A 23,475-nucleotide genomic window follows, 5' to 3' on the forward strand; every position below is an offset into this window, starting at 1 on the left:
ACACCTATGAATCAACCCTCGGGGTGGCGGGCGGCCGGACGGTTGCGGTGCGAGACCGGCCTACCCCGCCGCGCCGTCGCCGATCAGGTGCCTGAGGTGATCGTGGACCCAGGAAGCGAGGGTGGTCGGGGTGGTGGTGCGTACCGTGCGCGGCTGTTCGGGTACGAAGTCCTCGCGCAGGCCGGTCGACATGCCGAGCACCGCCTCCACGAGGCCGTCGGTCATCCCGGCCCGGTGGAGCTGCGCGCGCATCTCGTCGTCCGTGATCCGTTCGACGCCGATCTGGCGTCCCGTGGCGGCCGTGACGATGCCGGCGACCTCGCGCCAGGTGAGGTCGGCGGCGCCGTGGACCGCCTGGACGCACCGGCCCGACCAGGCGGGCGAGAGCAGCCGCCCGACGGCCACCTCGGCGATGTCGCGGGGTGCGACCCAGGCCATGGGCTGGTCGAGCGGGAGGACGACCTGGAGGGTGCCGGCGCGCAGCGCGTCGAGTTGCAGTTCGAGGTTGGTGAAGAAGTAGCCGCAGCGCAGATGGGTCACGTCGATGCCGAGGGCATCGAGAGCGCTCTCCGTGTGGGCCAGGCCGTCGATCTCGCCCGCGCCGTGACGCTTCTCGGCGCCGACGCTGCTCTGGAAGACGACGCGGCCGATCCGGTTCTCGGTGACGGCGCGGACCACGCTCGCGGTGGCACGGGCGTAGTCGTCGAGGGGGTCTTCGCTGCCGGTGGTCGGGTCCACCCAGAACAGGGCGTCCACGTCACGGGTGGCGGCCGCCACGGAGGCGGCGTCGTACTGGTCGACGCGCACGGCGTCCACGACGTCCTTGACGTCGGGATCCAGCCGCGAGGGCTCGCGCAGCAGCACGCGCGGGCGGACGCCGGCCCGCAGCAGCGCGGCGACGACGTGCCGTCCGACGTTGCCGGTCGGGGTGGTGACGGCGATCTGCATGATGTCCTCCCATTCGACGGCCGGGCCGGAACCGGGCGGCCTCTCGTTCGACGGCCGGGCCGGAACCGGGCGGCCTCTCGTTCGACGGCCCGGCTCCGCGGCGGCGGACCCGCGGCCGCGGGCGGCACCGGACGGGCGGGCAGACGTCGGCAGGATCGCCGACGCGGTGACGGGTGCCCGCCAGCAACACGCGTTCCCGAATCCGCCCCTCGAATGCCACCCGCCCCGGAACGCCTTCCGGCCGCCCCCCCTCGGCCGAACGAATTGCCCCTCGGCCGGCCGGGGTGCCCACCCGCAGGGGCGACTTGCCGACGGACGGCGCCCGCCGGGGCGGCCACCAGCGGAGGGCCACCAGCCCGCCGCCGCCCCCTCCCGCCGTGGGCGCCGGCCCACCAGGCCGACCGCCGCTTCGCGCCGGGGACGGTTGCCCGCTCGGCCCCACGTCGATGCCCCTCATGTCCCGCGTCCGCCCGGGTGCTTGACTGGGTGTCATGGTTCTCGCTCCCGCGCATGCCGCCCGTACCGACGCCCTCGCACGCTGCCGTGGACGCGACGCCGGATCGCGAGCGGGCACGTCGCACGGTGGTCCGGCGTGAGCGCGGACGGCGCCTCCGGTAGCGGCCCGGACGGCGCGTCCGGCGACATCCGGTCGGCGGGTACGGCGGGGCCGGTGACGCCCCCGCCCCCGTTCGACCCCGAACTGCGCGCCGCGCTGGGCGCGTTGGAGGCCGGCGTCAGGGAACCGTTCACGCCCGGGAACCTCGCGGCCCGGCAGGAGCGGGACGCCGCGGCGCGGCCCCGGCCCACGGTCCAGGAGCTGTGCGCCGATGGCCTGTTCGAGGTGGCCGAGCTGTGCGTACCGGGAGCGTCGGACGGGCGGGAGGTCACGCTCGTGAGCGCGCGCCCCGCCGGAGCCGACGGGCCGCTGCCCCTCCTGTACTACCTCCACGGCGGCGGAATGATCATGGGCAACGCCTGGTCCGTCCTGCCCAAGGTGCTGCGGGAGTGGGCCCTCCCGCTGGGCCTCGCCGTCCTCTCCGTCGAGTATCCGCTGGCACCGCGGGCCCGGTATCCGGTGCCGGTGGAGGACTGCTACGCCGGCCTGTGCTGGGCCGCCGATCACGCCGCGGCGCTGGGGGTCGACGCCGGCCGGATCGTCGTCGGCGGCAAGAGCGCGGGCGGCGGACTCGCCGCGGCCCTCGCCCTGATCGCCCGCGACCGGGGCGGCCCGGCGCCGGTCGGTCAACTGCTCCTGTGCCCCATGCTCGACGACCGCGGCGCCACGTTCTCGGCCCACCAGATGGCCGGCGCCGACATCTGGGACCGGACCTCCAACGCGACGGCGTGGCAAGCCCTGTTGGGCGAGCGGTACGGCACGGCGGACGTACCGCCCTACGCCGCGCCCGCACGCGCCACGGATCTGACGGGGCTGCCACCGGCGTACGTCGAGGTCGGCTCGGCCGAGACCTTCAGGGACGAGGGCGTCGCCTACGCCGACGCGATCTGGCGGGCCGGAGGCCAGGCCGAGCTGCATGTGTGGCCGGGCGCCTTCCACGGCTTCGACACCTTCGCCCCGCGCGCCGCGCTCAGCCAGGACGCCCGGGACGCCCGCACCCGCTGGCTGCGGCGCGTCCTGGCCCAGTCCGGCGCGAGCGGCAAACCGCCGGCCTGAATTCGGCCTGCACGCCCGGCAGTTGGGGCGGGTGGGCATGGCGGCCCCGGGCGCGTCTCCCATCTGTCACATCTGGCGGATCACCACGAACAGCACCAGCAGCACCGTGGCGCCCGCGCACACGCCGTGGGCGACGACCGCCGTGAGCGGAAAATGGCGCTCCGCCGTGGTGCCGCCCGTGGAGTGCCGTCCCGAACTGGGCAGCCAGCGCAGCAGCATCGTGAAGCCGAACGCGGCCACGACCAGGACGCCGGCGCAAGCCGCCCAGGCCAGACTCCGCAGATCGCCCAGGAGGTATCCACCCCAGGCCGCGAGGCCCGCGACCGCGACGAGCACATGGCCGCCGATCAGCCACAGGGGCAGCCGCGTCACACCGGGTGCCCGCTGGCGCAGGCCGCCGTGGCGGATCCACACGAGGGCGAGGTAACCGCCCAGAGCGGCGGTCAGCAACCAGGCACACAGCACGAAGACGCCCACGTACTCCCCCAAGGATTCCCGTCACGGGATGCAGTGCACCAGCACAGCGCACGGCGCGAAGGCGACCCGGACGCCCATTCCCCGATTCACCCGTTGGCGTGAACAGTGGCCCGACTTCACCGCATCACAGCCCCCCGCTGTGCCATGGGTGCCCGACCCATGGGTGCCCGACCCATGGGTGCTGAACCCACAAGTCGGGCCGCTCTCACCCCTCCAGCGCCGTGCCGCAGCTCCAGCAGAAGCGCGCGCCGCGTTCGGTGGCGAGCCGGCCGCACTCCGGGCACACCTGCGCGAGGAGGCACGCCGCCTCACCGCCCTCCTCGCTCGGCGGCCCGCCGATGGTGAGGCCGGGCCTGCGCGGGTGCACGGAGAGGTAGCCCATGCCGTCGACGCCGGCGACCAGGGCACGGCGGGAGCCCTTGGGCAGCCAGAGCGCGGTGACGGGGCGCAGCTCCTGGACGCCTTCGTGGGTGCGGAGTTGCCCGGCGCCTTCGAGGACGACCAGCAGGACGTCGAGGTGGAGGTCCGTGTGCTCGTCGATGGCGCGGCCGGGCGGCAGCCGCAGCAGGTTCGCGTCGAGCCCCCGACCGCTCCCACTCAGGCGCCACAGCGCGCCACCGGTGTGCAGCGACGCCGCCGCGAGCTCCCGGCCGAGATCGGCCACCACTCGGGCACTTTGCTGTTCCATCAGTCCGTCACCCTCCCATTGACCAGCACTTTTTCACTCCGGGCCGCCCCTTCGGCCGGTCACACACATGCGTATTGCAAGTATTGCAAAGAGCAAGACAAAAAGCGTATAGCTCGCATCAACTCTCCGGAGTCGCACCGTCACACGCAGCCGCACGGATGCAGTCTGAAGGTGAGGCGGAACACCGGCCACCGTAAGCCAGAGCGGGGGACCGGTGCGTTCCGGGCAGCCCTGGAAGGAGCGACGGTGTCAGTACGGCGCAGTGCCCGCAAGGAAGCGGAGAAGGTGGCGGCGAACACCACGGAACAGCTTCTGCGAGCCGGGCGGATACTGCGGCGGACCACGACGACACCCGATCTGAGGGCCGTGTACCGCGCGGACCAGAAGGTCAACGACGAGCCGTACCGCGAGCGTTGGGCCCACGACAAGGTGGTGCGCTCCACGCACGGGGTGAACTGCACGGGGTCGTGTTCGTGGAAGGTGTACGTCAAGGACGGGCTCATCACCTGGGAGACGCAGGAGACGGACTACCCGTCGGTGGGCCCCGACCGCCCGGAGTACGAGCCCCGCGGCTGCCCGCGCGGCGCCTCCTTCTCCTGGTACACCTACTCCCCCACCCGCGTACGGTTCCCGCTGGCCCGTGGGGTCCTGGTGGAGATGTACCGCGAGGCGAAGGCGCGCCTGAAGGACCCGGTGGCGGCCTGGGCCGAGGTCACCGAGAACCCCGAGCGGCGCCGGCGCTACCAGTCGGCCCGGGGCAAGGGCGGCCTGGTGCGGGTCGGCTGGGGCGAGGCCCTGGAGATCGCGGCCGCCGCCCAGGTGCACACCATCAAGGCGTACGGGCCCGACCGGGTCGCGGGGTTCTCCCCGATCCCCGCGATGTCGATGGCCTCGCACGCGGTCGGCGCCCGCTACCACTCCCTCATCGGCGCGCCCATGCTGTCCTTCTACGACTGGTACGCGGACCTGCCGATCGCCTCGCCGCAGGTCTTCGGCGACCAGACGGACGTCCCGGAGTCGGGCGACTGGTGGGACGCCGCGTACCTCATGCTGTGGGGCTCGAACGTGCCGGTGACCCGGACGCCGGACGCGCACTGGATGGCCGAGGCACGCTATCGGGGGCAGAAGGTGGTGGTGGTCTCCCCCGACTACGCCGACGCGACGAAGTTCGCGGACGAGTGGCTGCACCCGCATCCCGGCACCGACGGGGCGCTGGCCATGGCCATGGGGCACGTCATCCTGAGCGAGTTCTTCGTGAAGCGGCGGGTGCCGTACTTCATCGACTACGTACGGCAGTTCACCGACCTGCCGTTCCTGGTGGAGGTGACGGCGCGCGAGGACGGCCGCAACGTGGCGGGAAAGTTCGTGACCGCCGCCGACGTGGGGCTCGGGGACGAGCCGGACGCCGCGGCCGACCGGTTCCGGCCGGTCCTGGTCGACGAGGTGTCCGGCAGGCCGGTCGTGCCGGGCGGCACCCTCGGCGACCGCTGGTCCAAGGAGGGCGAGGGGCGGTGGAACCTGGAGCTGGGTGACGTCGTGCCCGAGCTGACCTTCCACCGGGCGACGGGCGCGTTGAGCGCCGAGATCCTGCTGCCCCGCTTCGACCGGGCCGGCACGATGCGGCGCGCGGTGCCGGTGCGGGAGATCGGCGGGCGCCGGGTGACCACGGTCTTCGACCTGCTGCTCGCCCAGTACGGCGTGTGGCGCGAGGGGCTCACGGGGCAGTGGCCCGTCGACTACGAGGACGCCTCCCAGCCGTGCACGCCGGCCTGGCAGGAGACCATCACCTCGGTGCCCGCGGGCGCGGTGGTGCGGGCGGCGCGAGAGTTCGCGCACACCGCGGAGAAGACCCGCGGCCGCTGCATGATCGTGATGGGGGCGGGGACCAATCACTGGTTCCACTCCGACACGATCTACCGCTCCTTCCTGTCCCTGCTGCTCCTGACGGGCTGTCAGGGCGTCAACGGCGGCGGCTGGGCGCACTATGTGGGGCAGGAGAAGGTGCGCCCCTACACCGGCTGGCAGCAGATGCAGTCCGCGGCGGACTGGGTGCGCCCCTCACGGCAGATGGCCGGAACGCCCTTCTGGTATCTGCACACCGACCAGTGGCGCTACGAGAAATACGGTGCGGACGCGCTCGCGTCGCCGGTCGGGCAGGGCCTGTTCAGCGGGCGGCACACCGCCGATCTGGTCGCGCAGTCCGCCCGGCTCGGCTGGATGCCCTCGTACCCCACCTTCACCGCCAACCCGCTCGACCTCGGCGCCCGGGTCCACGCCAGTGGGCACGAGCCGGGAGAGTGGACGGCGGGCGAACTCGCCGCCGGGCAACTTGAGTTCGCGGCGTCCGATCCGGACGCTCCGGCCAACTGGCCCCGGGTGCTGACCGTGTGGCGGGCCAACCTCATCGGCTCGTCCGCCAAGGGCAACGAGTTCTTCCTGCGCCATCTGCTCGGCACCAGCGACAACGCGTCGGCCGACGAAGCGGCCCCCGAGGAGCGGCCCCGCGACGTCGTCTGGCGGGAGGAGGCGCCGCGCGGCAAGCTCGACCTGCTGCTGGCCCTCGACTTCCGCATGACGTCCACGACGCTGATGGCGGACCTGGTGCTGCCGGCCGCCACCTGGTACGAGAAGCACGACCTGTCCAGCACGGACATGCACCCCTATGTGCACGCGTTCTCGCCGGCGATCGACCCGCCGTGGCAGGCCCGTACCGACTTCGAGATCTTCCACGGGCTCGCGGCCAAGTTCAGCGAGCTCGCCGCGGGACACCTGGACACGGCGTACGACCTGGTGGCGACGGCCCTGCACCACGACACTCCGGGCGAAATGGCCCAGCCCGGTGGCAGCACCCCCGAGTGGCGGGGCGGCCCCTCCCCCGTTCCGGGGTTCAACATGCCGGACCTCACGCTGGTGGAGCGCGACTACACCGCCGTCGCCGACCGTCTCGCGGCATTCGGCCCGCTGGCCGAGCAGCACGGCATGACGGTGAAGGGCGTCACCGTCCACCCAGGACCCGAGGCGCGCTGGCTGGCCAGCCGGTGCGGTGTGGCGCCCGACGGTCCGGCGAGCGGCAGGCCGCTGCTCGACACGGACGTCAAACTCTGCGAGGCGATCCTCGCCCTGTCCGGCACCACCAACGGCCGCCTGGCCGCCGAGGGATTCGAACAACTCGCCCTGCGCTGCGGGCCCGAGAGCCATCTGGCCTCCCTCTCCCAGACGGTCTCCGAGCGGCGCGTGGTGTTCTCCGACACCCAGCGCGGGCCCGTCCAGGTCGGGGCCAGTTTCGAATGGTCGGGCAAGGAGGCCCCCGACCGCCGCTACTCCCCCTTCACGATCAACACCGAGCACCGCAAGCCCTGGCACACCCTCACCGGTCGCCAGCACTTCTACCTCGACCACGACTGGATGGCCGAGCTGGGCGAGCAACTCCCGCTGTACCGACCGCCGTTGGACCTGGCGGCGCTCGGCGAATACACCGGGACACAGGAGCCGGGGGCCCGCTCGGTGGCGGTCCGCTATGTCACCCCGCACTCGAAGTGGTCCATCCACTCCGAGTACCAGGAGAACCTGCTGATGCAGACCCTGGCGCGCGGCGGGCCCGTCATCTGGATGAGCGTCCAGGACGCCGAGGCCATCGACGTGGCGGACAACGACTGGGTCGAGGCGGTCAACGCCAACGGCGTCGTCGTGGCCCGCGCCATCGTCTCGCACCGCATGCCGGCCGGCACCGTGTTCATGTACCACGTGCAGGAGCGCATGGTGAACGTCCCCAAGTCCGAGACGACGGGCCGGCGCGGCGGTGTCCACAACGCGCTCACCAAGGTCCTGATCAAACCGACCCATCTGATCGGCGGATACGGCCAGTTGTCGTTCGCGCCCAACTACTACGGGCCGACCGGCAACCAGCGCGACGCCGTCACCGTGATCCGCCGCCGCTCGCAGAACGTGGAGTACTGAGACCATGCCCCGTCGCGAAGCACGCATCGGACGTGTCATGGCGCAGGTCGCCATGGTCATGAACCTCGACAAGTGCATCGGCTGCCACACCTGTTCGGTCACCTGCAAGCAGACGTGGACCAACCGCTCGGGCACCGAATACGCGTGGTTCAACAACGTCGAGACCCGCCCCGGCCAGGGTTACCCGCGCGGCCACGAGGACCAGGAGAAGTGGAAGGGCGGCTGGCGGCTCAGGAGCGGCCGTCTCGTGCCGCGCAGCGGCGGCCGGGCGCGGCGCCTCGCCACCCTGTTCGCCAACCCCGAACTGCCCACCCTCGCCGACTACTACGAGCCCTGGACCTACGACTACGAGACGCTGACCAGCGCCCCTCTCGGCGACGACGTCCCCACGGCCCGGCCGCGCTCCCTGATCGACGGCCGGCCCACCGAGGTGACCTGGGGGCCGAACTGGGACGACGACCTGGGCGGCGGCCCCGAGCACCTGGCCGGCGACCCGGTGCTGCGGCAGATGAACGAATCGGTGCGCCTGGAGTACGAGCAGGCGTTCATGTTCTACCTGCCGCGCATCTGCGAGCACTGCCTCAACCCGTCGTGCGTGGCGGTCTGTCCCTCGGGCGCCCTGTACAAGCGCATCGAGGACGGCATCGTCCTGGTCGACCAGGACCGCTGCCGCGGCTGGCGGATGTGCGTGTCGGGGTGCCCGTACAAGAAGATCTACTTCAACCACCAGAGCGGCAAGGCCGAGAAGTGCACGTTCTGCTACCCGCGCATCGAGGCGGGTGAGCCCACCGTCTGTTCGGAGACGTGTGTGGGGCGGCTCCGCTACCTCGGCGTGATGCTGTACGACGCCGACCGGGTCGGCGAGGCCGCCGCCGTCGCCGACGACAAGGATCTGTACGAGGCGCAGCTGGGCTGTTTCCTCGACCCGGACGATCCCGAAGTGGCCCGCGCCGCCGAGGAGTCGGGCATCCCGCACGACTGGATCACGGCGGCGCGCCGCTCACCGGTCCGCGCCCTGATCACCGACTACCGGGTCGCGCTGCCGCTGCATCCGGAGTACCGCACGATGCCCATGGTCTGGTACGTGCCGCCGCTCTCGCCGGTCGTGGACTCGCTGACGCGCATCGGCCACGACGGAGAGGATCCCGCCCAGCTCTTCGGCGCCATCGACTCGTTGCGCATCCCGTTGGAGTACCTCGCGGGCCTGTTCACGGCCGGTGACACCGGGCCGGTGGAAGCGGCGCTGTGCCGGCTCGCCGCGATGCGCGCCCACATGCGCCGCATCAACCTCGGTGAGGAACGCGACCCGGCGATCGCCCGCGGTGTGGGCCTTGACGAACGGCGCATCGAGGAGATGTACCGGCTGCTCGCCGTGGCGAAGTACGAGGACCGCTATGTGATTCCCACCAGCTACACCGGGTCGGTGCCCAGCGATCCCGGCGACGGGTGCAGCCTGGACGGCGACGGCGGTCCCGGCATGTACGAGGCGGGGCTGCCCGGCATGGAGGCCTTCCACGCGTCACCGGTGCCCGCGACCGGTGCGGGCGTTTCGGCGAACGCCGGGCTGCGCGGCCGGGTCAACCTGCTCAACTGGGACGGCCGGGGCGCCCCGGGCGGGCTCTTCCCGCGCCGCGGAAAGGAGGAGGACCGGTGAACCGCCCCGCTCTCCACCAGGCCGCCTCGCTCCTGCTGGGCTACCCCGACGCCGAGTGGCCGGGGCGGCTGAGTCTCGTACGCACAGCGCTTGGCCAACTTCCCTGTCCCGAAGCGGAGTTGCTGGGCGGTTTCTGCGACGCCGTGGCCACCGTGGCGCCGTTGGAACTCGGCGCCCGCTATGTCGCCACCTTCGACCGCAGCCGGCGCCGCGCGCTGCACCTGACCTACTACACCGATGGCGACACCCGGCGCCGCGGCGCCTCCCTCGCCCGCCTCAAGGCCCTGTTCCGCGACCACGGCTGGGAGCAGGGCGACGGAGAGCTGCCCGATTTCCTGCCCGGCGTCCTGGAGTTCGCCGCTCGCTGCCCCGAGCCGGGGCTCGCCGTCCTCGTCGAGCACCGGGCCGCGATCGAGCTGCTCGGCCACGCTCTGGAGAAGTTCCGCAGCCCGTACGCCGATGTGGTGCGGGCCGTGTGCCGGACCCTGCCGGGGCCCGCGCCGGCCGACCACGCGGCGGCCCTGCGCCTGGCGCGCAGCGGCCCGCCCACCGAGACCGTGGGTCTCGCCCCCTTCCCGCCCCGAGGTTCGCGGCCCACCGAAGGAGCCCGCCGGTGACGCACCTGCACATCGCCCTGTGGGGCGTCCTGCCCTACCTCGTCCTGACTGTCCTGGTCGCCGGCACCGCCTGGCGCTACCGCTACGACCGCTTCGGGTTCACCACCCGCTCGAGCCAGCTCCACGAGTCGCGGCTGCTGCGGGTGGGCGGCCCGCTGTTCCACTACGCGCTGCTGCTCGTCGTCGGCGGGCACATCACGGGTCTGCTCGTGCCCGAGGCCCTCACCCAGCGCCTGCACGTCAGCGAGGAGATGTACCACGCCTCGGCGCTGGCCATGGGCGGCGCCGCGGGGGTCGCGGCCGCGGCGGGCCTCGGCATTCTGCTGGTACGCCGGCTGCGCACCCCGGGCGTGCGCCGCGCCACCAGCCGCAGCGACCGGCTGGTCCACCCGCTGCTGGCGCTGGTCCTGCTCGCGGGGCTCACGGCCACCGCGACCAGCGCCACCAATCCGTACGACTACCGCCTCGGCGTATCGGTGTGGTTCCGCAGCCTGTTCGCGCTCGATCCCGACGTGGACGCGATGGCGCACGCGCCGCTCGTGTACCGCCTGCACGCGCTGCTTGCGATGACCCTGTTCGCCGCGTGGCCCTTCAGCCGGCTCGTCCACGCCTTCACGGCGCCGGTGGGCTACCTGGTCAGGCCGTACGTCGTCTACCGCTCGCGGGCCCGCTCCACGCCGTACCGCCATCCCGCGGCCACGGTCCGGTCGCGGCGCGAGAAGCCCGTGCCGCGCTGACCGCGGCCGCGAGGTGCCACTCCGCCCCGCTCAGCCGTCGGCGACCGCCGCCACGTCCGCCCCGTCGGCGGGGTTGACGCGGAAGTCTCCGCTTCCCAGGACGATGGCGCGCCCCTTGCGGGCCATGGCCAGGAACTCGTCCATGCCGGAGAAGTACCCGTTCGGGGGTGGAGCACGGTGTGCGCGAGCCCGGAGCGCCTCAGTTCCGCCTCGAACTCCCGCTTGGCCCGGACCAGTTGGACGCGTTCGAGGCCGGGCGAGCGCACCACCGACACCGAGACGAACCTGCCGGCGCCGGCGCGCGCACGGACCGGCGGCCAGTCGGTCCCGCGTGCGGGCCGGCGCCCTGACCTCGTGGCCGCGCTCGGCCAGCTCGCGTACGACCCGGCCGCCCAAGTAGCCGGTCGCGCCCGCCACCAGCACCTTCGTCCGTCCCGCCCCCTCGCGATCGCCGTCAGCGTCCGGGCGCGAGCGGATCCTCGACGAGCCCGCCGACGCGGCGCACCTCGTCGAAGGGGTCCACGGCCAGCTCGCCGGCCGCGCGGGTCAGGGCACGCAGGGCCGGCACGAGCCCGGCCCGCTCCTCCGCGGGCACGCGGGCGACGAGCGCGCCCACCTCGGCCCGGCGGTGCGCCATCACCTTGCCCACCAGGGAGCGGCCCGCGTCCGTCAGGTTCAGCACGACCTCGCGCCGGCTGGCCGGATTGGTCCTGCGGTCGACCAGACCGGCGGCCTCAAGGCGGTCGACCATCCGCATGGCGGTGGACGGGTTCACCCCGAGCGTCGCCGCCATGGCAGCCAGCTTGAGCGGCTCACAGCTCTCCAGGACCACCAGCGCGCGCAGTTGCGGCAGCGTCATGGAGTCGTCGATCGACGTGAGGGCCCGCGCGGAGATGGCGACCAGGAGCCGGGAGGCCGCCATGACCGCGAGCGCGACCTCCTCGGCCTCCCGGTCCAGCGCATGCCGGTCGGCGGCCGTGTGACCTGCGGCACTGCCGGAAGGCCGCCGCGGCTGCTGTGCTGCGGGTTCGTCGTGCGCCATGGACATCGATATCCACCCCGATGTGTCGAGACTGCCTCAAGACGGACAAGCGGCCCCTGTAATCATTGCAGTCTGCAATGTTAGCCTGTGCTCGGATCGACCGGACCTGCGCGGGCGCGACGGGACGGTCAGCAAGGAGTGAATGACGATGACGGTGGAGCCGATACGCGAAGCCTATTCGTTCGTGTGCCTGCACTGCGGGCACGCCTGGGAAGGTTCGTACGCGATACACCACTCGACGGATGCGAACGGCGTCCCGCGCGCGGACTACTACGTCCGGGGCGTTCGGGTGCCCTCCCCTCTGACCGGGAACATGTGCCGGGTCTGCCACCGCACCACGATCCGCGTCCTGCGTTCCGGCCGCGTCGCGGCGGCCCGTCCGCCCGTCGGCTGACGGGGCCGCGTCCGCAGGCTCCGCGCTCGACGAAGCGCGCCGCGCCTTCGGGCACATGAGCGCCCAGACCCCGCTCCCGCGCTCCCCGGCCTCCCTCTCTCCGTCCCTGTTCCTTCTCCCTTCCCGACGGGCAGCGTCGCCCGTTCTCTCTCCCCCCCCCCGCCGCCCCGGGCCCGCGGGCACCCAGCCGTGCCCGGGTCGGTGGACCCCGCCCTGTTGCCCTGCCCTCGTACGGAGCCCCGCCATGCCCTTCTCCAGTGCCGCCCATCCTCATCCACCCGCACGCCACGGCGTGAAGGTCCCGCACCTGGGGGACTTCCACGTCCCGCCGCGCGTCGTGGCCATCACCGCGCTCGCCCTTCCGATCGGCGCAGCCGCGGCGCTGGTCGCCGTCGCCCTCCTCAAGCTGATCGCGCTCGTCACCAACCTCTGCTTCTACGGCCGGTTCGCCTTCTCGACGACGGCGCCGCACGGCACCCCGCACCGCTGGCTCCTGGTGGTCATGCCCATCGTCGGCGGCCTGGTCATCGGCCTGATGGCGCGGTACGGATCGGAGAAGATCCGCGGCCACGGCATGCCCGAGGCCATCGAGTCAATCCTGATCGGCGGCAGCCGCGTACAGCCCCGCGTGGCCGTGCTCAAGCCCCTGTCGGCGGCGATATCCATCGGTACCGGCGGCCCGTTCGGCGCCGAGGGGCCCATCATCATGACCGGCGGCGCGGTCGGCTCGATCATCTCCCAGCACCTGCGCGTCACCACCGACGAACGCAAGGCGCTGCTCGTCGCGGGGTCCGCGGCCGGCATGGCGGCGACGTTCAACGCGCCGCTCGCCGCCATCCTGCTCGCCGTCGAACTGCTGCTCTTCGAGTGGCGGCCGCGCTCCTACCTGCCCGTCGCCGCCGCCGCCGCGACCGCCACGCTGGTACGCGGCCCGCTGCTCGGTACCGCGCCCCTGTTCGGCGGCTCCCACGTCCCCGCACATCTGTCCCCGTCCGCGTACGGGCTGTGCGTCGTCGCGGGCCTCGCCGCGGGACTGCTCGCCCTCGGCTCGACCTGGCTCGTCTACTTCTCCGAGGACCTCTTCGCCAAGCTGCCCTTCCACTGGATGTGGTGGCCGGCCATCGGCGGTGCGATCATCGGCGTCGGCGGCCTCTTCGAGCCCCGCGCCCTCGGCGTCGGCTACGACGTCATCGACCAGCTCCTGACCGGGCGCGCCACGACGGGCCTGATCATCGGCATCCTCGTCGTGAAGACCCTCATCTGGGGCCTGTCGCTCGGCTCCGGCACCTCGGGCGGCGTCCTCGCGCCCATGTTCATGATCGGCGGAGCGCTCGGCGCCGCCGAAGGGCTCGTCTTCCCGGGGGTCAGTCCCGGCTTCTGGGCACTGGTCTCGCTCGCGGGCGTGCTGGGCGGTGTCATGCGTTCACCGCTCACCGGCATCGTCTTCTGCCTCGAACTGACCCATGAGATGAACGCCCTCATCCCCATGGTCATCACCGCCTCGGCCGCGTACCTCCTGTCGGTCATCGTGCTCAAGCGCTCGGTGCTCACCGAGAAGCTCGCGCGGCGGGGCATGCACCTGACCCGCGAGTACTCCGTCGACCCGCTGGAGGTCCATCTCGTACGGCAGTTGGAGACTCCGCTGCGTCTGACCCTGGAGGCCGGGCGGACGGTGGGCGAGGCCGCCCGGACGCTGCACGGCGCCTACGAGGCGGGCGACCCCGACGGGCTTCTGGCGCAGCGCCTCTACCCCGTGCTCGACGGAGACACCCTCGCCGGTGTCGTCACCCGCCATCAGCTGGTCCACGGCGCCGACGACGACGGCACCCTCCTGGCCGACGTCGCACGCCCGGCCGTGACCGCGTTCGAGGACGAGACGCTGCGCACCCTGGCCAACCGCATGGCCGAGCACGACATCACCCGGATCCTCATCGTCGGCCGCGGTGAACACCCGCGCCTGGAGGGTCTGGTGAGTCTGCGTCAGCTCCTGCACGCACGCCGGGTCGACCTGCACGAGGAGCAGCACCGCCAGCGCCATCTGACGCTGCGGCCCCGCCGCGGCCGCTCCCTCGTCGTGGCGTCGGGCGCCGGGAGCGAGCCGCGGCCGGCCGACGAGGAGCCGACACCGCTCCCCGCCCGGCACGCCGGCTGACGGTTCTCGCCCGCGCCGGCCGAGGCGGCCCGGCCGTGCCGGGCTCAGTACCCGGTCGGCGAGGGCGCGGGCCCGGCGGCCGGCCGCCGCTCCGTGGGGAGCGCGCAGGCCGGCGTGCCTCCCGGCATCCGATCGCGGTTGCCTGCGACGAGCCGGTAGAGCCCGTGGGCGATCCACCGCACGGGAGGCAGCGTGAGCAGCGCCCCCAGGACGCCCCACCCGCCACCCGTACTCAGCAGCAGCTTGGCCACGGCCTGCGCCCCGCCGTACACCGTCGCGGCGGGGGTGACCCACACCACCTCGTGCTCGGCCCGCTGCTGGGTGACCCCCAGAGCCTCCAGATCGGCGAATTGCCACGGGACGCTCTCGCAGCGGGGCCGCAGACGCCGCTCGGCGAAGCTCACACAGGTGCCGCGGAAGGCGCAGTCACCGTCGTAGACGAGGACCGGTCGAGTGCGTCGCGTACGCATGCCGCCATTCTGCCGCGCCCCGGCGCGGCCCGTCGGCACCGAACGGCCGTCTATCCTTGTTGCGCAAGGTTCGCAATAGCAAGAAAGATGCAGAAGAGGTGTTCGGGGTGGGCGGTCCGGTGGTGCTCGGGATCGAGTCGTCGTGCGACGAGACCGGCGCGGGTCTGGTGCGGGGCGGGCGGCTGCTGGGCCACGCGGTGGCGTCGAGCATGGATGAGCACGCCCGGTACGGCGGCGTCGTGCCCGAGATCGCCGCCCGCGCCCATGTGCACTCCTTCACCCCGGTCGTCCACCGGGCGCTCGACGAGGCCGGGCTGCGGATGGCCGACATCGACGCGGTCGCCGTGACCACCGGGCCCGGCCTGTCCGGCGCCCTCCAGGTGGGTCTCGCGGGCGCGAAGGGCCTGGCGTACGCCCTGGACGTGCCGCTGTTCGGGGTCCACCACCTGGCGGGGCACGTCGCCGCCGACACTCTGGAGCACGGCCCGCTGCCCGACCCGTGCGTGGTGCTCATCGTGTCCGGCGGCCACACCTCGCTGCTGCTCGTACGGGACCTGGCACGCGATCCGATCACGCACCTCGGCGACACCCTGGACGACGCGGCGGGCGAATGCTTCGACAAGGTGGCACGCGTCTTCGGGCTGCCCTACCCCGGCGGCCCCGCCATCGACCGCGCGGCCCGGACCGGCGACGCGAACGCCGTCGCATTCCCGCGTCCGCTGACCGGGCCGCGCGACGACCCGTACGCCTTCTCCTTCTCGGGGCTCAAGACGGCCGCCGCCCGCTGGGCCGAGCGGCACGCGGGCCTGCCGCTCGCCGTCGCCGACGGCTCGGCCGCGCTCCAGGAGGCCATCGCGGACGTCCTCACCCGCAAGGCGGTGGCGGCCTGCCGTGCGCACGGGGTCGCCACGCTGGTCGTGGTGGGCGGGGTCGCCGCGAACTCGCGGGTGCGCTCGCTCGCCGAGCAGCGCTGCGCGGCGGCCGGGATCACGCTGCGGGTGCCGCCCCTGAAGCTGTGCACCGACAACGGCGCGATGATCGCCGCCGTGGGCGACCTGCTGATCCGCGCGGGCGCCGAACCGGCTCCGCTCGACGTCTCCGTCGACCCGTCGGCCCCGCTGGAGTACGCCGCGCTGCACCCGCGCGCCCGTGCCGTGCGCGCCGCGTAGCCCCGCATCCGTACGGGGCCACGCCTGCCGGCTCCACCCGCGTCGGCGGGTCCGAGCCGGCTCAGCCCCGCGTCACCGTTCGCCCGCGAGGTCGAGCTCGCCCAGCGGCTCCACCGCGACGGCCGGAGCCCCCGCCGTGCGCCAGGGATGGTCGAGCGGCGCGGACAGCGGCTGCCACCAGGGCGTCGTGGGCAGCTCGCCCGCGGGCTCGAAGGGTTCGCCGGGGCGGGGGAAGGCCGCCGCCTGTTCCGCCCTCTCCGCGGCGTCCTTCGTCCACTCGGCGGGCTCGGCCCAGGCGTGCGGGGCCAGATTGAACGTGCCCCAGTGGATCGGCATCGTCACGCCGCGCGGAGCGCCGCCCTGCAGGTCGAGGTGGGTCTGCATGCCCTCGGCCGGAGTCATGTGGATGTCGGGCCAGAACTCGCTGTAGGCCCCGATCTGGATCATGGTCGCGTCGAACGGTCCGTGCTGCGCGCCGATGTCCTTGAAGCCGTCGAAGTAGCCCGTATCGCCGCTGTGGTAGATCCGGTGGTCGGGCCCGGCCACCACCCACGAGGCCCACAGGGTGTGCTGCTGGTTGCGCAGACCGCGACCGCAGAAGTGGCGGGCCGGCGTCGCGGTGAGCGTGATCCCCGCGACCTCGGCCGACTCGTTCCAGTCCAGCTCGTGGATCCGGTCCGGGCCGATACCCCAGTGCTCCAGGTGCGCGCCGACGCCGAGCGGCACCGCGAACACCGTGCCCGTCCCGGCGAGCGCGCGGATCGTCGGCAGGTCGAGGTGGTCGTAGTGGTCGTGGGAGATCACGACGACGTCGACCGGGCCGAGCGCGGCGAGCGGCAGCGGGACGGGGTGCAGCCGCTTGGGTCCCGCGAACGCGAACGGGGAGCAGCGCTCACCCCACACCGGGTCGAACAGCACCCGCCGGCCGTCGATCTCGGCGAGCACGCTCGAATGCCCCATCCAGGTGAGGCGCAGCCCGGTGGCCGGCGGCACGGCGATGTCGGCGAGGGTGGTCGGGTGGACCGGAATGGTTCCGGTGGGTGCGCGCCGGGCGCGTTGCTCCTTGGCGAGGAACTGCTTGGCGAACTCCACGGTGGAGCCCGAGGGCCGGGTGCGCGCGCCCTCGGGGTTCTGGAACACGCCGTCCGCGAAGTTGGGCGAGCGGCGGATCCGGGCCCAGCGCTCGCCCTTCGAGTCCGCGCCGAACGCGTCGGACCGCAGCTCGCGGAGTCTGGAACGGAGCGGATGCAGAGAACCAGCGCCGGTCACGGCACCTCCTGGGATTCGGGTTGTTTTCATTATGTGCGCCCCCTCGTCCGCCCTCACGCCCGCCGTCGCGCGCGCACGCCGGGCGCTCGCGCGCCGGGGCGGTGGGCGCCGTCGGCCGGGCACGGTCAGGCTCCGCCCCGACGAGCCTGACCGTACGCCCGCTCCACATGCAGCCGCAGCACGAGACGCCGGTCGCGGACCATGGCGGCGCGGAACTCGTCCCAGTCGGGGTGCTCCCCCTGCGCGTCCCGGTAGAGGGCGACGAGTTCCTCGACCGTCGCGTCCTCGGGGTCCTCGGCGACGGGGGTGAGGTCGGCCGTCCCCTCCGCGACCGTCCATGCCCAGCGGTCGTCGCTGGTCACGTGGTAGCTCGCCCGGGGATCGCGCCGCAGGTTCCGGGTCTTGGCCCGGTCGTCGGTGAGCGAGACCTTGATGACGCCGTCCGCCGGGTAGAAGACGTGGTTGACGTTGGAGAGCTGGGGCCGCCCGTCCCGCTTCAGGGTGACCAGTACGCCACCGCCGTGCTCGGCGACCAGGGCGAGCAGCGCTTCCTGAGGTGCCTCGAATGCCGTCATGGCTGGGGAACGCGGATCCGGGCGGCCGGATTCCCGGGACCGCCCCCGCGCCGCCTGCCATGATGCGGGGATGATCACTCCGATACCCCCCGTGGTGCCCGCCGGGCGGATGGCGCGGCATCCCCAGCCCACCTTCGTCCTGCCCGGCGGCCGCGAGCTGCGCCCCTGGCGCGAGTCGGACGCGCCCGTCCTGGTGGCTTCGTGCCTGGACCCCGCGATCGTGCGGTGGAACCGGGTCGAACCGCTGTCGCCGGACACCGCGCGCAAGAAGATCGCCCGCTGGGGGCGGCGCTGGTCCGAGGAGGCCGGGGCGATCTGGGCGATCTCTCGGCGCGCGGACGACCGGGCTGTCGGCCTGCTGGGGATCGGGGACCTCGATCTGCACGGCGGCAGCGGGGAACTCCTGTACTGGCTGCTCCCCTCGGGCCGCGGCGCGGGCGCCGCTCTCGACGCCACCGTGCGGGTCGGCCGGTGGGCGCTCGACGAACTCGGGCTGCACCGCCTGCGCATCACGCACTCCGTGCGCAACCCCGCCTCGTGCCGGGTGGCGCGGCGGGCGGGGTTCGCTCTCGAAGGCACGATGCGCGGCGCGCTGCTGCACGCCGACGGCTGGCACGACGAGCACCTGCACGCCCGGGTGGCGGGCGATCCCTGGCCGCACGAGGCCTGACCCGGCCCGATCCGCGCCCGGCCCGCGCCGATTACGCCCACAGCAAGCAACCGTTGCCCGCCTCCCGCTCCGCGGCCAGAGTGGCCGGCATGAGACTGCTGATGCTGGGTGGAACGGAATTCGTCGGCCGGGCCGTGACGGAGGCCGCGCTCGCCCGCGGGCACGAGGTGACGGTCTTTCACCGGGGCCGGCACGAGCCGCCCGCCGGGGTGGCTTCGCTGCACGGCGACCGCACCGCCGCCGAGGGGCTCGCGGCGCTCCGGGACGGCGAGTGGGACGTCGTCGTCGACACCTGGTCCGGCGCCCCGGTCGCGGTACGCGACGCCGCCCGCCTGCTCGCCGGACGGGTCGAGCGGTACGTGTACGTGTCGAGCCGCTCGGTGTATCCCCATCCCACGCCGCCCCGCGCCGACGAGGGGGCACCGGTCGTGGACGGCTCCCCCGACGAGACGGGCGAGGTGCCCTATGCGCAGGCCAAGCGCGGCGGCGAACTGGCCGCGGTCCGTGAATTCGGCGCGGACCGGGCGCTGTTGGTGCGTGCGGGACTGATCCTCGGCCCGTGGGAGAACATCGGCCGCCTGCCGTGGTGGCTGACCCGGGCGGCACGCGGCGGCGACATGCTCGCCCCCGGACCGCGCGACCTGGGCGTGCAGTACATCGACTGCCGCGACCTCGCCGAGTGGATCCTGGCCGCGGCGCGGGCCGGCCTGGGGGGCGCGTACAACCTCGTCGCCCCGCCCGGCCACGCCACGATGGGCTCGCTCCTCGATGCCTGCGTGCGGGTCACCGGCGGGCGGGCCGTACTGCGCTGGACCGGCCCCGAGGCGATCCTCGCCGCCGGAATCGAGCCGTGGCAGCACCTGCCGGTGTGGATTCCGCCGGGCGAGCTGTACGACACGATGCACCGCACGGTGCCCACGAAGGCGCTGGCCACCGGGCTGCGCTGCCGCTCCGTCGAGGAGACGGTCGCCGACACATGGGCCTGGCTCCGGTCGGTCGGCGGGACGGCGCCCCAGCGCCCGGACCGCCCCCGCGTGGGCCTCGACCCGCAGACCGAGGCGGCGGTACTCGCCCGCTGATCACCCGACTCGCCCGCTGCGGCGTCCCGTTCAGCGACGGGACGCTCAGAGCGGCAGCAGGTCGGGACGCTTGGCGGAGACGGCGTCGCCCGACGACTCCCCGCGCAGCCGTCGCCCGATCCACGGCACCAGGTATTCGCGCGCCCAGTGGATGTCGTCGCGCCGCACCTCGAGGGTGCCCCGCGGCGGGAGCGGCGGCCACGGCTGGTCCGGGTCGGCCGGCACGTCGAGCCCGAGCACCTGGGCGGCGCGCAGCGCGACCCGGGTGTGCCCCTCGGCGGACAGGTGCAGCCGGTCGCCGTCCCAGGCCCGCCGGTCCTGGACGGACTTGAGCGACCACAGGTCGAGCACCGGGCAGTCGTAGCGGTCGGCGATGGCCCGCACGTGCCCGTTGTACGTCGCGATCTTGCCCCGCAGATGGCGCAGGAGCGTGACGCCGCGGGTGTCGAAGCCCGTGGTCACCATGACGGCGCCGACGGCGGGCTTCAGGTCGGCCAGCGCCCGCTCGAAGCGTTCGGCCACCTCGTCGGGGTCGGTGCCGGGACGGATGATGTCGTTGCCGCCGGCGCAGAAGCTCACCAGGTCGGGGGCGAGTTCCTTGGCCCTGGGGATCTGGTCCTCGACGATCTGGTCGAGGAGCTTGCCCCGCACCGCGAGGTTGGCGTAGCGGAAGGAGCCCTCCGGCCGCTGGTCGGCGAGGAGTACGGCGAACCGGTCCGCCCAGCCGACGAACGTCCCGTCGGGGCCGGGGTCGCCGACGCCTTCCGTGAAGCTGTCGCCGATCGCCGTGTACGACCCGAACGTGCCGTTGCTGAATGATCTCGAATCGTCTGCCACGAGGGCTCATCCTCCTCCAACGCGAGTGACCTACGCCACCGTAGGGAGGGGTTGACGGGGGGTGATATAGACCACCCGGTCAGTTTCCCCGGACCGGGAATAGCGCCGGCCGGCCTCCCCAACTGCCGTACCGGAACGGGTGCTTCACCTCCGCTCGCACCCCTGTGCCGCGACACCCTTGACCTCGCCCGCACTTGAGGTCACAGGCTGAGCGGCATGACCGAAGACCCCTCGCCTCGGCGCGCGCCTCCCTCGCCCCTGCCCCCTCCTCCACCCCCTCCCCTACTTCGCTCTCCGCCCCCTCCCTCGACGTGCTGGCCGCCGGCCTCGCCAACGGGGCGGCGGCCGTCGGCGCCGGCGAGTCCACCCGTTCCTCCCGGGAGACCTTCGGCGTACGCGACCAGCTCCTGCGCCGGCTCGTCGGCCGGCACGGCTTCCGGGCCCTGGCGGTGCAGGACGGTGCGGACACCGGTGCCGACCTCGACCGGTACGTACGCGGAAGGCCGGGCACGGCCGCATCGGTGCTCGCCGGCGCCTGGCGGCCGTGGCGCACCGAGGAGATGGCCGGGACGCTGGAGTGGATCCGCGCGTTCAACCGGAGCCATCCGTAGGACCAGGTACGGATCTTCGGCGTGAAGCCCGTGCAGGCACGACCCAAGGACTACGACGCGGTTCTGGCTCATGTCCGCGAGCGCGCCCCGGAGCTGCTCGCGCGGGCGGCCTCCCATCTGGACCCGATCCGCACCGCCCACCAGAGCGACGAGCACGTGCAGCGCGCGCGAGGGACGCATCCTGGACGCCCCTTCGCCGACGACGCGCGCGACGCGCTCGCGCTGGTCCTGTCCCTGCCGGAATCCGACGGGCACGAGGCCGTCGTCGCGAGGATGCGCACCATCGTGGACTTCCACGAGCGCAGTGTGGCCGGCCGGGGCAGCTTCGCGGGCGAGCCCGAGGCGGCGGCGCGGATCATCGAGGACTTCCACGAGCGCACCGGTCTGCGCGTCGTCTACTGGGACGGCATCGCCCACACGGCGGCCGCGCCGACAGAGCTGGGCATGGCGGCCGGGAGCGGGCACGGGCACGGGCACGGGCCCAACGTCGGCAGCCGGCTGCGTGAACGCTACGGCGCCCGGTACGTCTGCGTAGCGATCGGTTTCCATCACGGGGATCTCGGCGCGGTCGTCGTACCGCCGCCGGCCGGGGACACCGTCGACGCGCGGCTGGGCGAGGTGGATCTGCCCGCCCACTGGCTCGATCTGCGCGGCGACGCCGCGCGTCGCGACTGGGGCGGTCCGGCGAAGCTGCGCGTCATCAGCGGCGTGTACGACCCGGCGCGCGACACCCTGGAGCATCTCGCCGTCGGCTCGCTCCCCGACGCGTTCGACGTGCTGGTCCACATCCGGGAGGCGTCCGTGGTGCGGTGGCTGCCGTGAAGAGGCGCCCCGCACAGGACGCGACGTCGCGGGCGCGACTCCGCGGAACGGCCGGAGGGGCCGCCGCGATGCGGCGGCCCCTCCCCCTTTCCATGGGTGGTTGGGCGGATCAGCCGGTGAAGGCGGCGGTGCCGTTCGGGGTGCCGAGGCCGGTCGGGCCGTCGTAGCCGGAGCCCGCCGTGCACAGGTAGGTGCCGCAGCTGCCGTTGGCGCCGGAGGTCACGTCGTTGAGGGCGGAGGTGTGGGCGTAGGGGAAGGAGGCGGGAGTGGAGTCGGCGCTCGGGGCGCCGGCCAGGGCGTACACGCCGGCGATGATGGGCGAGGACGCGCTGGTGCCGCCGTACACGTTCCAGCCGCTGGCCTGGTAGCTGTCGTACACGGCGAGACCGGTGGCCGGGTCGGCGACCGCGGAGACGTCGGCGACGGTGCGCTTGGCGCAGCCGCTGTCCTTCTGCCAGGACGGCTTCGCCTCATAGGCGGAGCAGCCCGAACCGGCGCCGTCACCACCGCCGTTGGAGCCCCAGACCGACTCGGACCAGCCCCGCGTACTGCTGTCCTTCTTCAGGGAGGTGCCGCCGACCGCGGTGACGTACGGGGAGGCCGCCGGGTATTCGACGCCGTAGCCGCTGTCGCCGGAGGAGACGGTGATGGCGACGCCCGGGTGGTTGAAGTACTTGCTGTCGGCGGCCGTGTCGCTGGAGTCCTCGGAGCCGCCGTAGCTGTTGGACACGTACTTGGCGCCCATCGTGACCGCGCGGTTCACCGCGGCACCGAGGTCGTCCATGTTCGCCGAGTTCGCCTCGACGAGCAGAATGTGGCACTGCGGGCACACGGCACTGACCATGTCGACGTCGAGGGAGATCTCACCGGCCCAACCCGAGTCCGCCGTCGGGTAGTTGGTGCCACCGTTCTGATCGGCCTTCTTGAAGCAGCCGTTCGCGGTGGTGCACGCCGGAAGACCGTACTGGGAACGATAGGTGGCCAGGTCCGACTCCGCGCTCGGATCGTCCTGCGCGTCCACGATCGCCACCGTCGTCCCGGCCCCGGCGTTCGCCGGCAGGTTGTACGCCTTCTGGAGATCGGCGGGGCCGAGACCGGAGGGGGCGGCGTCGGCGGTGACGCCTCTGTGGTGCTGGACGTCCGTACGCTCCAGCGCGAGGCAGTGCATCACGCCGGGCTTCGCCTGCGTCGCGCACAGCTGCTTGACGCCGGATGCGGGGGCCGGCGCCTGCTGGGCGCCGGCCGACGGAGCGGCGGCGAGCAGGCCGCCCGTGACAAGCGCGAGAAGGGAGACAACCGCGGACGCGGTGCCGGCGGATCGATGTCCGAACCTGGAGGTTCGTATGTGGTGCACGGTTCTTCCTCCATGGGTGGATCGTCCGGACCTGGGACGGACCGGACGCGAAGAAACGTCGAGTGCATGACAAATTGACGTTCGGAGATTGCCACCACGGCGAGTGGGGGCAGTCATGAACGTACCTACAGGCACCACTGGTTGACAGGAGCCCCACGGCAAAGGCTTTCTCTCGACTCTGTGGGGACTTGTGGCTGCGGTGACGGAGCGGTGAAGAGATCCCACCGGAATCGGCAAGGCCCTTGCCCGCGACCCGCATTGGACTCCCGGGCCGCGCTCCC

At 73.0% G+C, this 23,475-nt stretch carries 19 protein-coding genes and 2 pseudogenes; 11 read left to right on the top strand and 10 right to left on the bottom strand.

All coding sequences use genetic code 11. The features are described from left to right. Positions 1 to 60: 60 nt before the first annotated feature. Complete coding sequence (locus OG432_RS03420; RefSeq protein WP_328307556.1) at positions 61 to 948, bottom strand: NmrA family NAD(P)-binding protein; 888 nt, start codon at positions 946 to 948, stop codon at positions 61 to 63. Positions 949 to 1,618: 670 nt separating this feature from the next. Here OG432_RS03420 and OG432_RS03425 point away from each other — a divergent pair. Next, positions 1,619 to 2,620 carry an alpha/beta hydrolase gene (locus OG432_RS03425; RefSeq protein ID WP_443058547.1) on the top strand — a complete coding sequence of 334 codons (1,002 nt, stop codon included), beginning with the start codon at positions 1,619 to 1,621 and terminating at the stop codon, positions 2,618 to 2,620. Positions 2,621 to 2,686: 66 nt separating this feature from the next. On the opposite strand, the gene OG432_RS03430 is transcribed toward OG432_RS03425, so the two are convergent. Together OG432_RS03430 and OG432_RS03435 are read right to left on the bottom strand one after the other, a co-directional pair. Beyond that, entirely contained in the window at positions 2,687 to 3,109 is a 423-nt protein-coding gene (locus OG432_RS03430) for a hypothetical protein (protein ID WP_328307557.1), read from the bottom strand. A 193-nt stretch (positions 3,110 to 3,302) separates the two neighbouring features. Next, positions 3,303 to 3,785 (bottom strand): zinc ribbon domain-containing protein, encoded by a 483-nt coding sequence (locus OG432_RS03435; RefSeq protein WP_328307558.1) that lies wholly within the window; start codon positions 3,783 to 3,785, stop codon positions 3,303 to 3,305. Between the two features lie 285 nt (positions 3,786 to 4,070). Here OG432_RS03435 and OG432_RS03440 point away from each other — a divergent pair, with 285 nt between their 5' ends. Genes OG432_RS03440 through narI form a run of 4 tightly spaced genes read left to right on the top strand, consistent with a single transcriptional unit; the run spans position 4,071 to position 10,750 of the window. Then, positions 4,071 to 7,742, top strand: a complete 3,672-nt coding sequence (locus tag OG432_RS03440; protein ID WP_328314984.1) for a nitrate reductase subunit alpha — start codon at positions 4,071 to 4,073, stop codon at positions 7,740 to 7,742. A 4-nt stretch (positions 7,743 to 7,746) separates the two neighbouring features. Next, positions 7,747 to 9,396 carry a nitrate reductase subunit beta gene (gene narH / locus OG432_RS03445; RefSeq protein ID WP_328307560.1) on the top strand — a complete coding sequence of 550 codons (1,650 nt, stop codon included), beginning with the start codon at positions 7,747 to 7,749 and terminating at the stop codon, positions 9,394 to 9,396. After that, entirely contained in the window at positions 9,393 to 10,013 is a 621-nt protein-coding gene (gene narJ, locus OG432_RS03450; protein WP_328307562.1) for a nitrate reductase molybdenum cofactor assembly chaperone, read from the top strand. Before narH ends, narJ begins: the two co-directional genes overlap by 4 nt. After that, positions 10,010 to 10,750: a respiratory nitrate reductase subunit gamma gene (narI, locus tag OG432_RS03455; protein WP_328307564.1), complete on the top strand. Its 741-nt coding sequence runs from the start codon at positions 10,010 to 10,012 to the stop codon at positions 10,748 to 10,750. The genes narJ and narI overlap by 4 nt, the downstream gene beginning before the upstream one ends. Positions 10,751 to 11,089: 339 nt before the next feature. Here narI and OG432_RS03460 read toward each other — a convergent pair. Both OG432_RS03460 and OG432_RS03465 read right to left on the bottom strand, forming a co-directional pair. Further along, positions 11,090 to 11,173, bottom strand: a pseudogene (locus OG432_RS03460) (NAD-dependent epimerase/dehydratase family protein); the annotation flags it as partial. A 31-nt stretch (positions 11,174 to 11,204) separates the two neighbouring features. Further along, positions 11,205 to 11,792, bottom strand: a complete 588-nt coding sequence (locus tag OG432_RS03465; RefSeq protein WP_328307566.1) for a MarR family winged helix-turn-helix transcriptional regulator — start codon at positions 11,790 to 11,792, stop codon at positions 11,205 to 11,207. A gap of 142 nt (positions 11,793 to 11,934) precedes the next feature. Here OG432_RS03465 and OG432_RS03470 point away from each other — a divergent pair, with 142 nt between their 5' ends. Further along, positions 11,935 to 12,186 (top strand): hypothetical protein, encoded by a 252-nt coding sequence (locus OG432_RS03470; RefSeq protein WP_328307567.1) that lies wholly within the window; start codon positions 11,935 to 11,937, stop codon positions 12,184 to 12,186. Positions 12,187 to 12,430: 244 nt separating this feature from the next. After that, on the top strand, positions 12,431 to 14,338 hold the full coding sequence (locus OG432_RS03475) for a chloride channel protein (protein WP_328307569.1): 1,908 nt from the start codon (positions 12,431 to 12,433) through the stop codon (positions 14,336 to 14,338). Between the two features lie 44 nt (positions 14,339 to 14,382). Here the strand turns inward: OG432_RS03475 and OG432_RS03480 are convergent, their stop codons facing one another. Then, positions 14,383 to 14,808 (bottom strand): thiol-disulfide oxidoreductase DCC family protein, encoded by a 426-nt coding sequence (locus tag OG432_RS03480; RefSeq protein ID WP_328307570.1) that lies wholly within the window; start codon positions 14,806 to 14,808, stop codon positions 14,383 to 14,385. Positions 14,809 to 14,915: 107 nt separating this feature from the next. On the opposite strand from OG432_RS03480, the gene tsaD reads away from it, so the two are divergent. Next, positions 14,916 to 15,977, top strand: a complete 1,062-nt coding sequence (gene tsaD, locus OG432_RS03485) for a tRNA (adenosine(37)-N6)-threonylcarbamoyltransferase complex transferase subunit TsaD (protein WP_328307572.1) — start codon at positions 14,916 to 14,918, stop codon at positions 15,975 to 15,977. Between the two features lie 72 nt (positions 15,978 to 16,049). On the opposite strand, the gene OG432_RS03490 is transcribed toward tsaD, so the two are convergent. Together OG432_RS03490 and OG432_RS03495 are read right to left on the bottom strand one after the other, a co-directional pair. Further along, positions 16,050 to 17,246: an MBL fold metallo-hydrolase gene (locus OG432_RS03490; protein WP_328307573.1), complete on the bottom strand. Its 1,197-nt coding sequence runs from the start codon at positions 17,244 to 17,246 to the stop codon at positions 16,050 to 16,052. 125 nt (positions 17,247 to 17,371) lie between these two features. Then, positions 17,372 to 17,821, bottom strand: a complete 450-nt coding sequence (locus OG432_RS03495; RefSeq protein WP_328307574.1) for a PPOX class F420-dependent oxidoreductase — start codon at positions 17,819 to 17,821, stop codon at positions 17,372 to 17,374. A 70-nt stretch (positions 17,822 to 17,891) separates the two neighbouring features. Between OG432_RS03495 and OG432_RS03500 the strand changes: the two genes are divergently transcribed. After that, positions 17,892 to 18,491, top strand: coding sequence for a GNAT family N-acetyltransferase (locus OG432_RS03500; protein ID WP_328307576.1), 600 nt, complete (start codon positions 17,892 to 17,894; stop codon positions 18,489 to 18,491). 89 nt (positions 18,492 to 18,580) lie between these two features. After that, on the top strand, positions 18,581 to 19,570 hold the full coding sequence (locus OG432_RS03505; RefSeq protein WP_328307578.1) for an NAD-dependent epimerase/dehydratase family protein: 990 nt from the start codon (positions 18,581 to 18,583) through the stop codon (positions 19,568 to 19,570). 45 nt (positions 19,571 to 19,615) lie between these two features. Here the strand turns inward: OG432_RS03505 and OG432_RS03510 are convergent, their stop codons facing one another. Continuing rightward, positions 19,616 to 20,407 carry an SGNH/GDSL hydrolase family protein gene (locus tag OG432_RS03510; RefSeq protein ID WP_328307581.1) on the bottom strand — a complete coding sequence of 264 codons (792 nt, stop codon included), beginning with the start codon at positions 20,405 to 20,407 and terminating at the stop codon, positions 19,616 to 19,618. Between the two features lie 311 nt (positions 20,408 to 20,718). Between OG432_RS03510 and OG432_RS03515 the strand changes: the two are divergent. Continuing rightward, positions 20,719 to 21,840: pseudogene (locus tag OG432_RS03515) on the top strand (erythromycin esterase family protein). A gap of 109 nt (positions 21,841 to 21,949) precedes the next feature. Here OG432_RS03515 and OG432_RS03520 read toward each other — a convergent pair. Beyond that, complete coding sequence (locus OG432_RS03520) at positions 21,950 to 23,194, bottom strand: S53 family peptidase (protein ID WP_328307583.1); 1,245 nt, start codon at positions 23,192 to 23,194, stop codon at positions 21,950 to 21,952. Between the last annotated feature and the right edge of the window lie 281 nt (positions 23,195 to 23,475).

Origin of the sequence: Streptomyces sp. NBC_00442, assembly GCF_036014195.1 — a bacterium.
Classification (GTDB): Bacteria; Actinomycetota; Actinomycetes; order Streptomycetales; family Streptomycetaceae; genus Streptomyces.

Bases quoted from the DNA above. Each gene is read 5' to 3' on its own strand.
- OG432_RS03420 (WP_328307556.1), bottom strand. From the start codon at position 948: ATGCAGATCGCCGTCACCACCCCGACCGGCAACGTCGGACGGCACGTC.
- OG432_RS03435 (WP_328307558.1), bottom strand. From the start codon at position 3,785: ATGGAACAGCAAAGTGCCCGAGTGGTGGCCGATCTCGGCCGGGAGCTC.
- narH (WP_328307560.1), top strand. From the start codon at position 7,747: ATGCCCCGTCGCGAAGCACGCATCGGACGTGTCATGGCGCAGGTCGCC.
- OG432_RS03465 (WP_328307566.1), bottom strand. From the start codon at position 11,792: ATGGCGCACGACGAACCCGCAGCACAGCAGCCGCGGCGGCCTTCCGGC.
- OG432_RS03470 (WP_328307567.1), top strand. From the start codon at position 11,935: ATGACGATGACGGTGGAGCCGATACGCGAAGCCTATTCGTTCGTGTGC.
- OG432_RS03475 (WP_328307569.1), top strand. From the start codon at position 12,431: ATGCCCTTCTCCAGTGCCGCCCATCCTCATCCACCCGCACGCCACGGC.
- OG432_RS03480 (WP_328307570.1), bottom strand. From the start codon at position 14,808: ATGCGTACGCGACGCACTCGACCGGTCCTCGTCTACGACGGTGACTGC.
- OG432_RS03495 (WP_328307574.1), bottom strand. From the start codon at position 17,821: ATGACGGCATTCGAGGCACCTCAGGAAGCGCTGCTCGCCCTGGTCGCC.
- OG432_RS03500 (WP_328307576.1), top strand. From the start codon at position 17,892: ATGATCACTCCGATACCCCCCGTGGTGCCCGCCGGGCGGATGGCGCGG.
- OG432_RS03505 (WP_328307578.1), top strand. From the start codon at position 18,581: ATGAGACTGCTGATGCTGGGTGGAACGGAATTCGTCGGCCGGGCCGTG.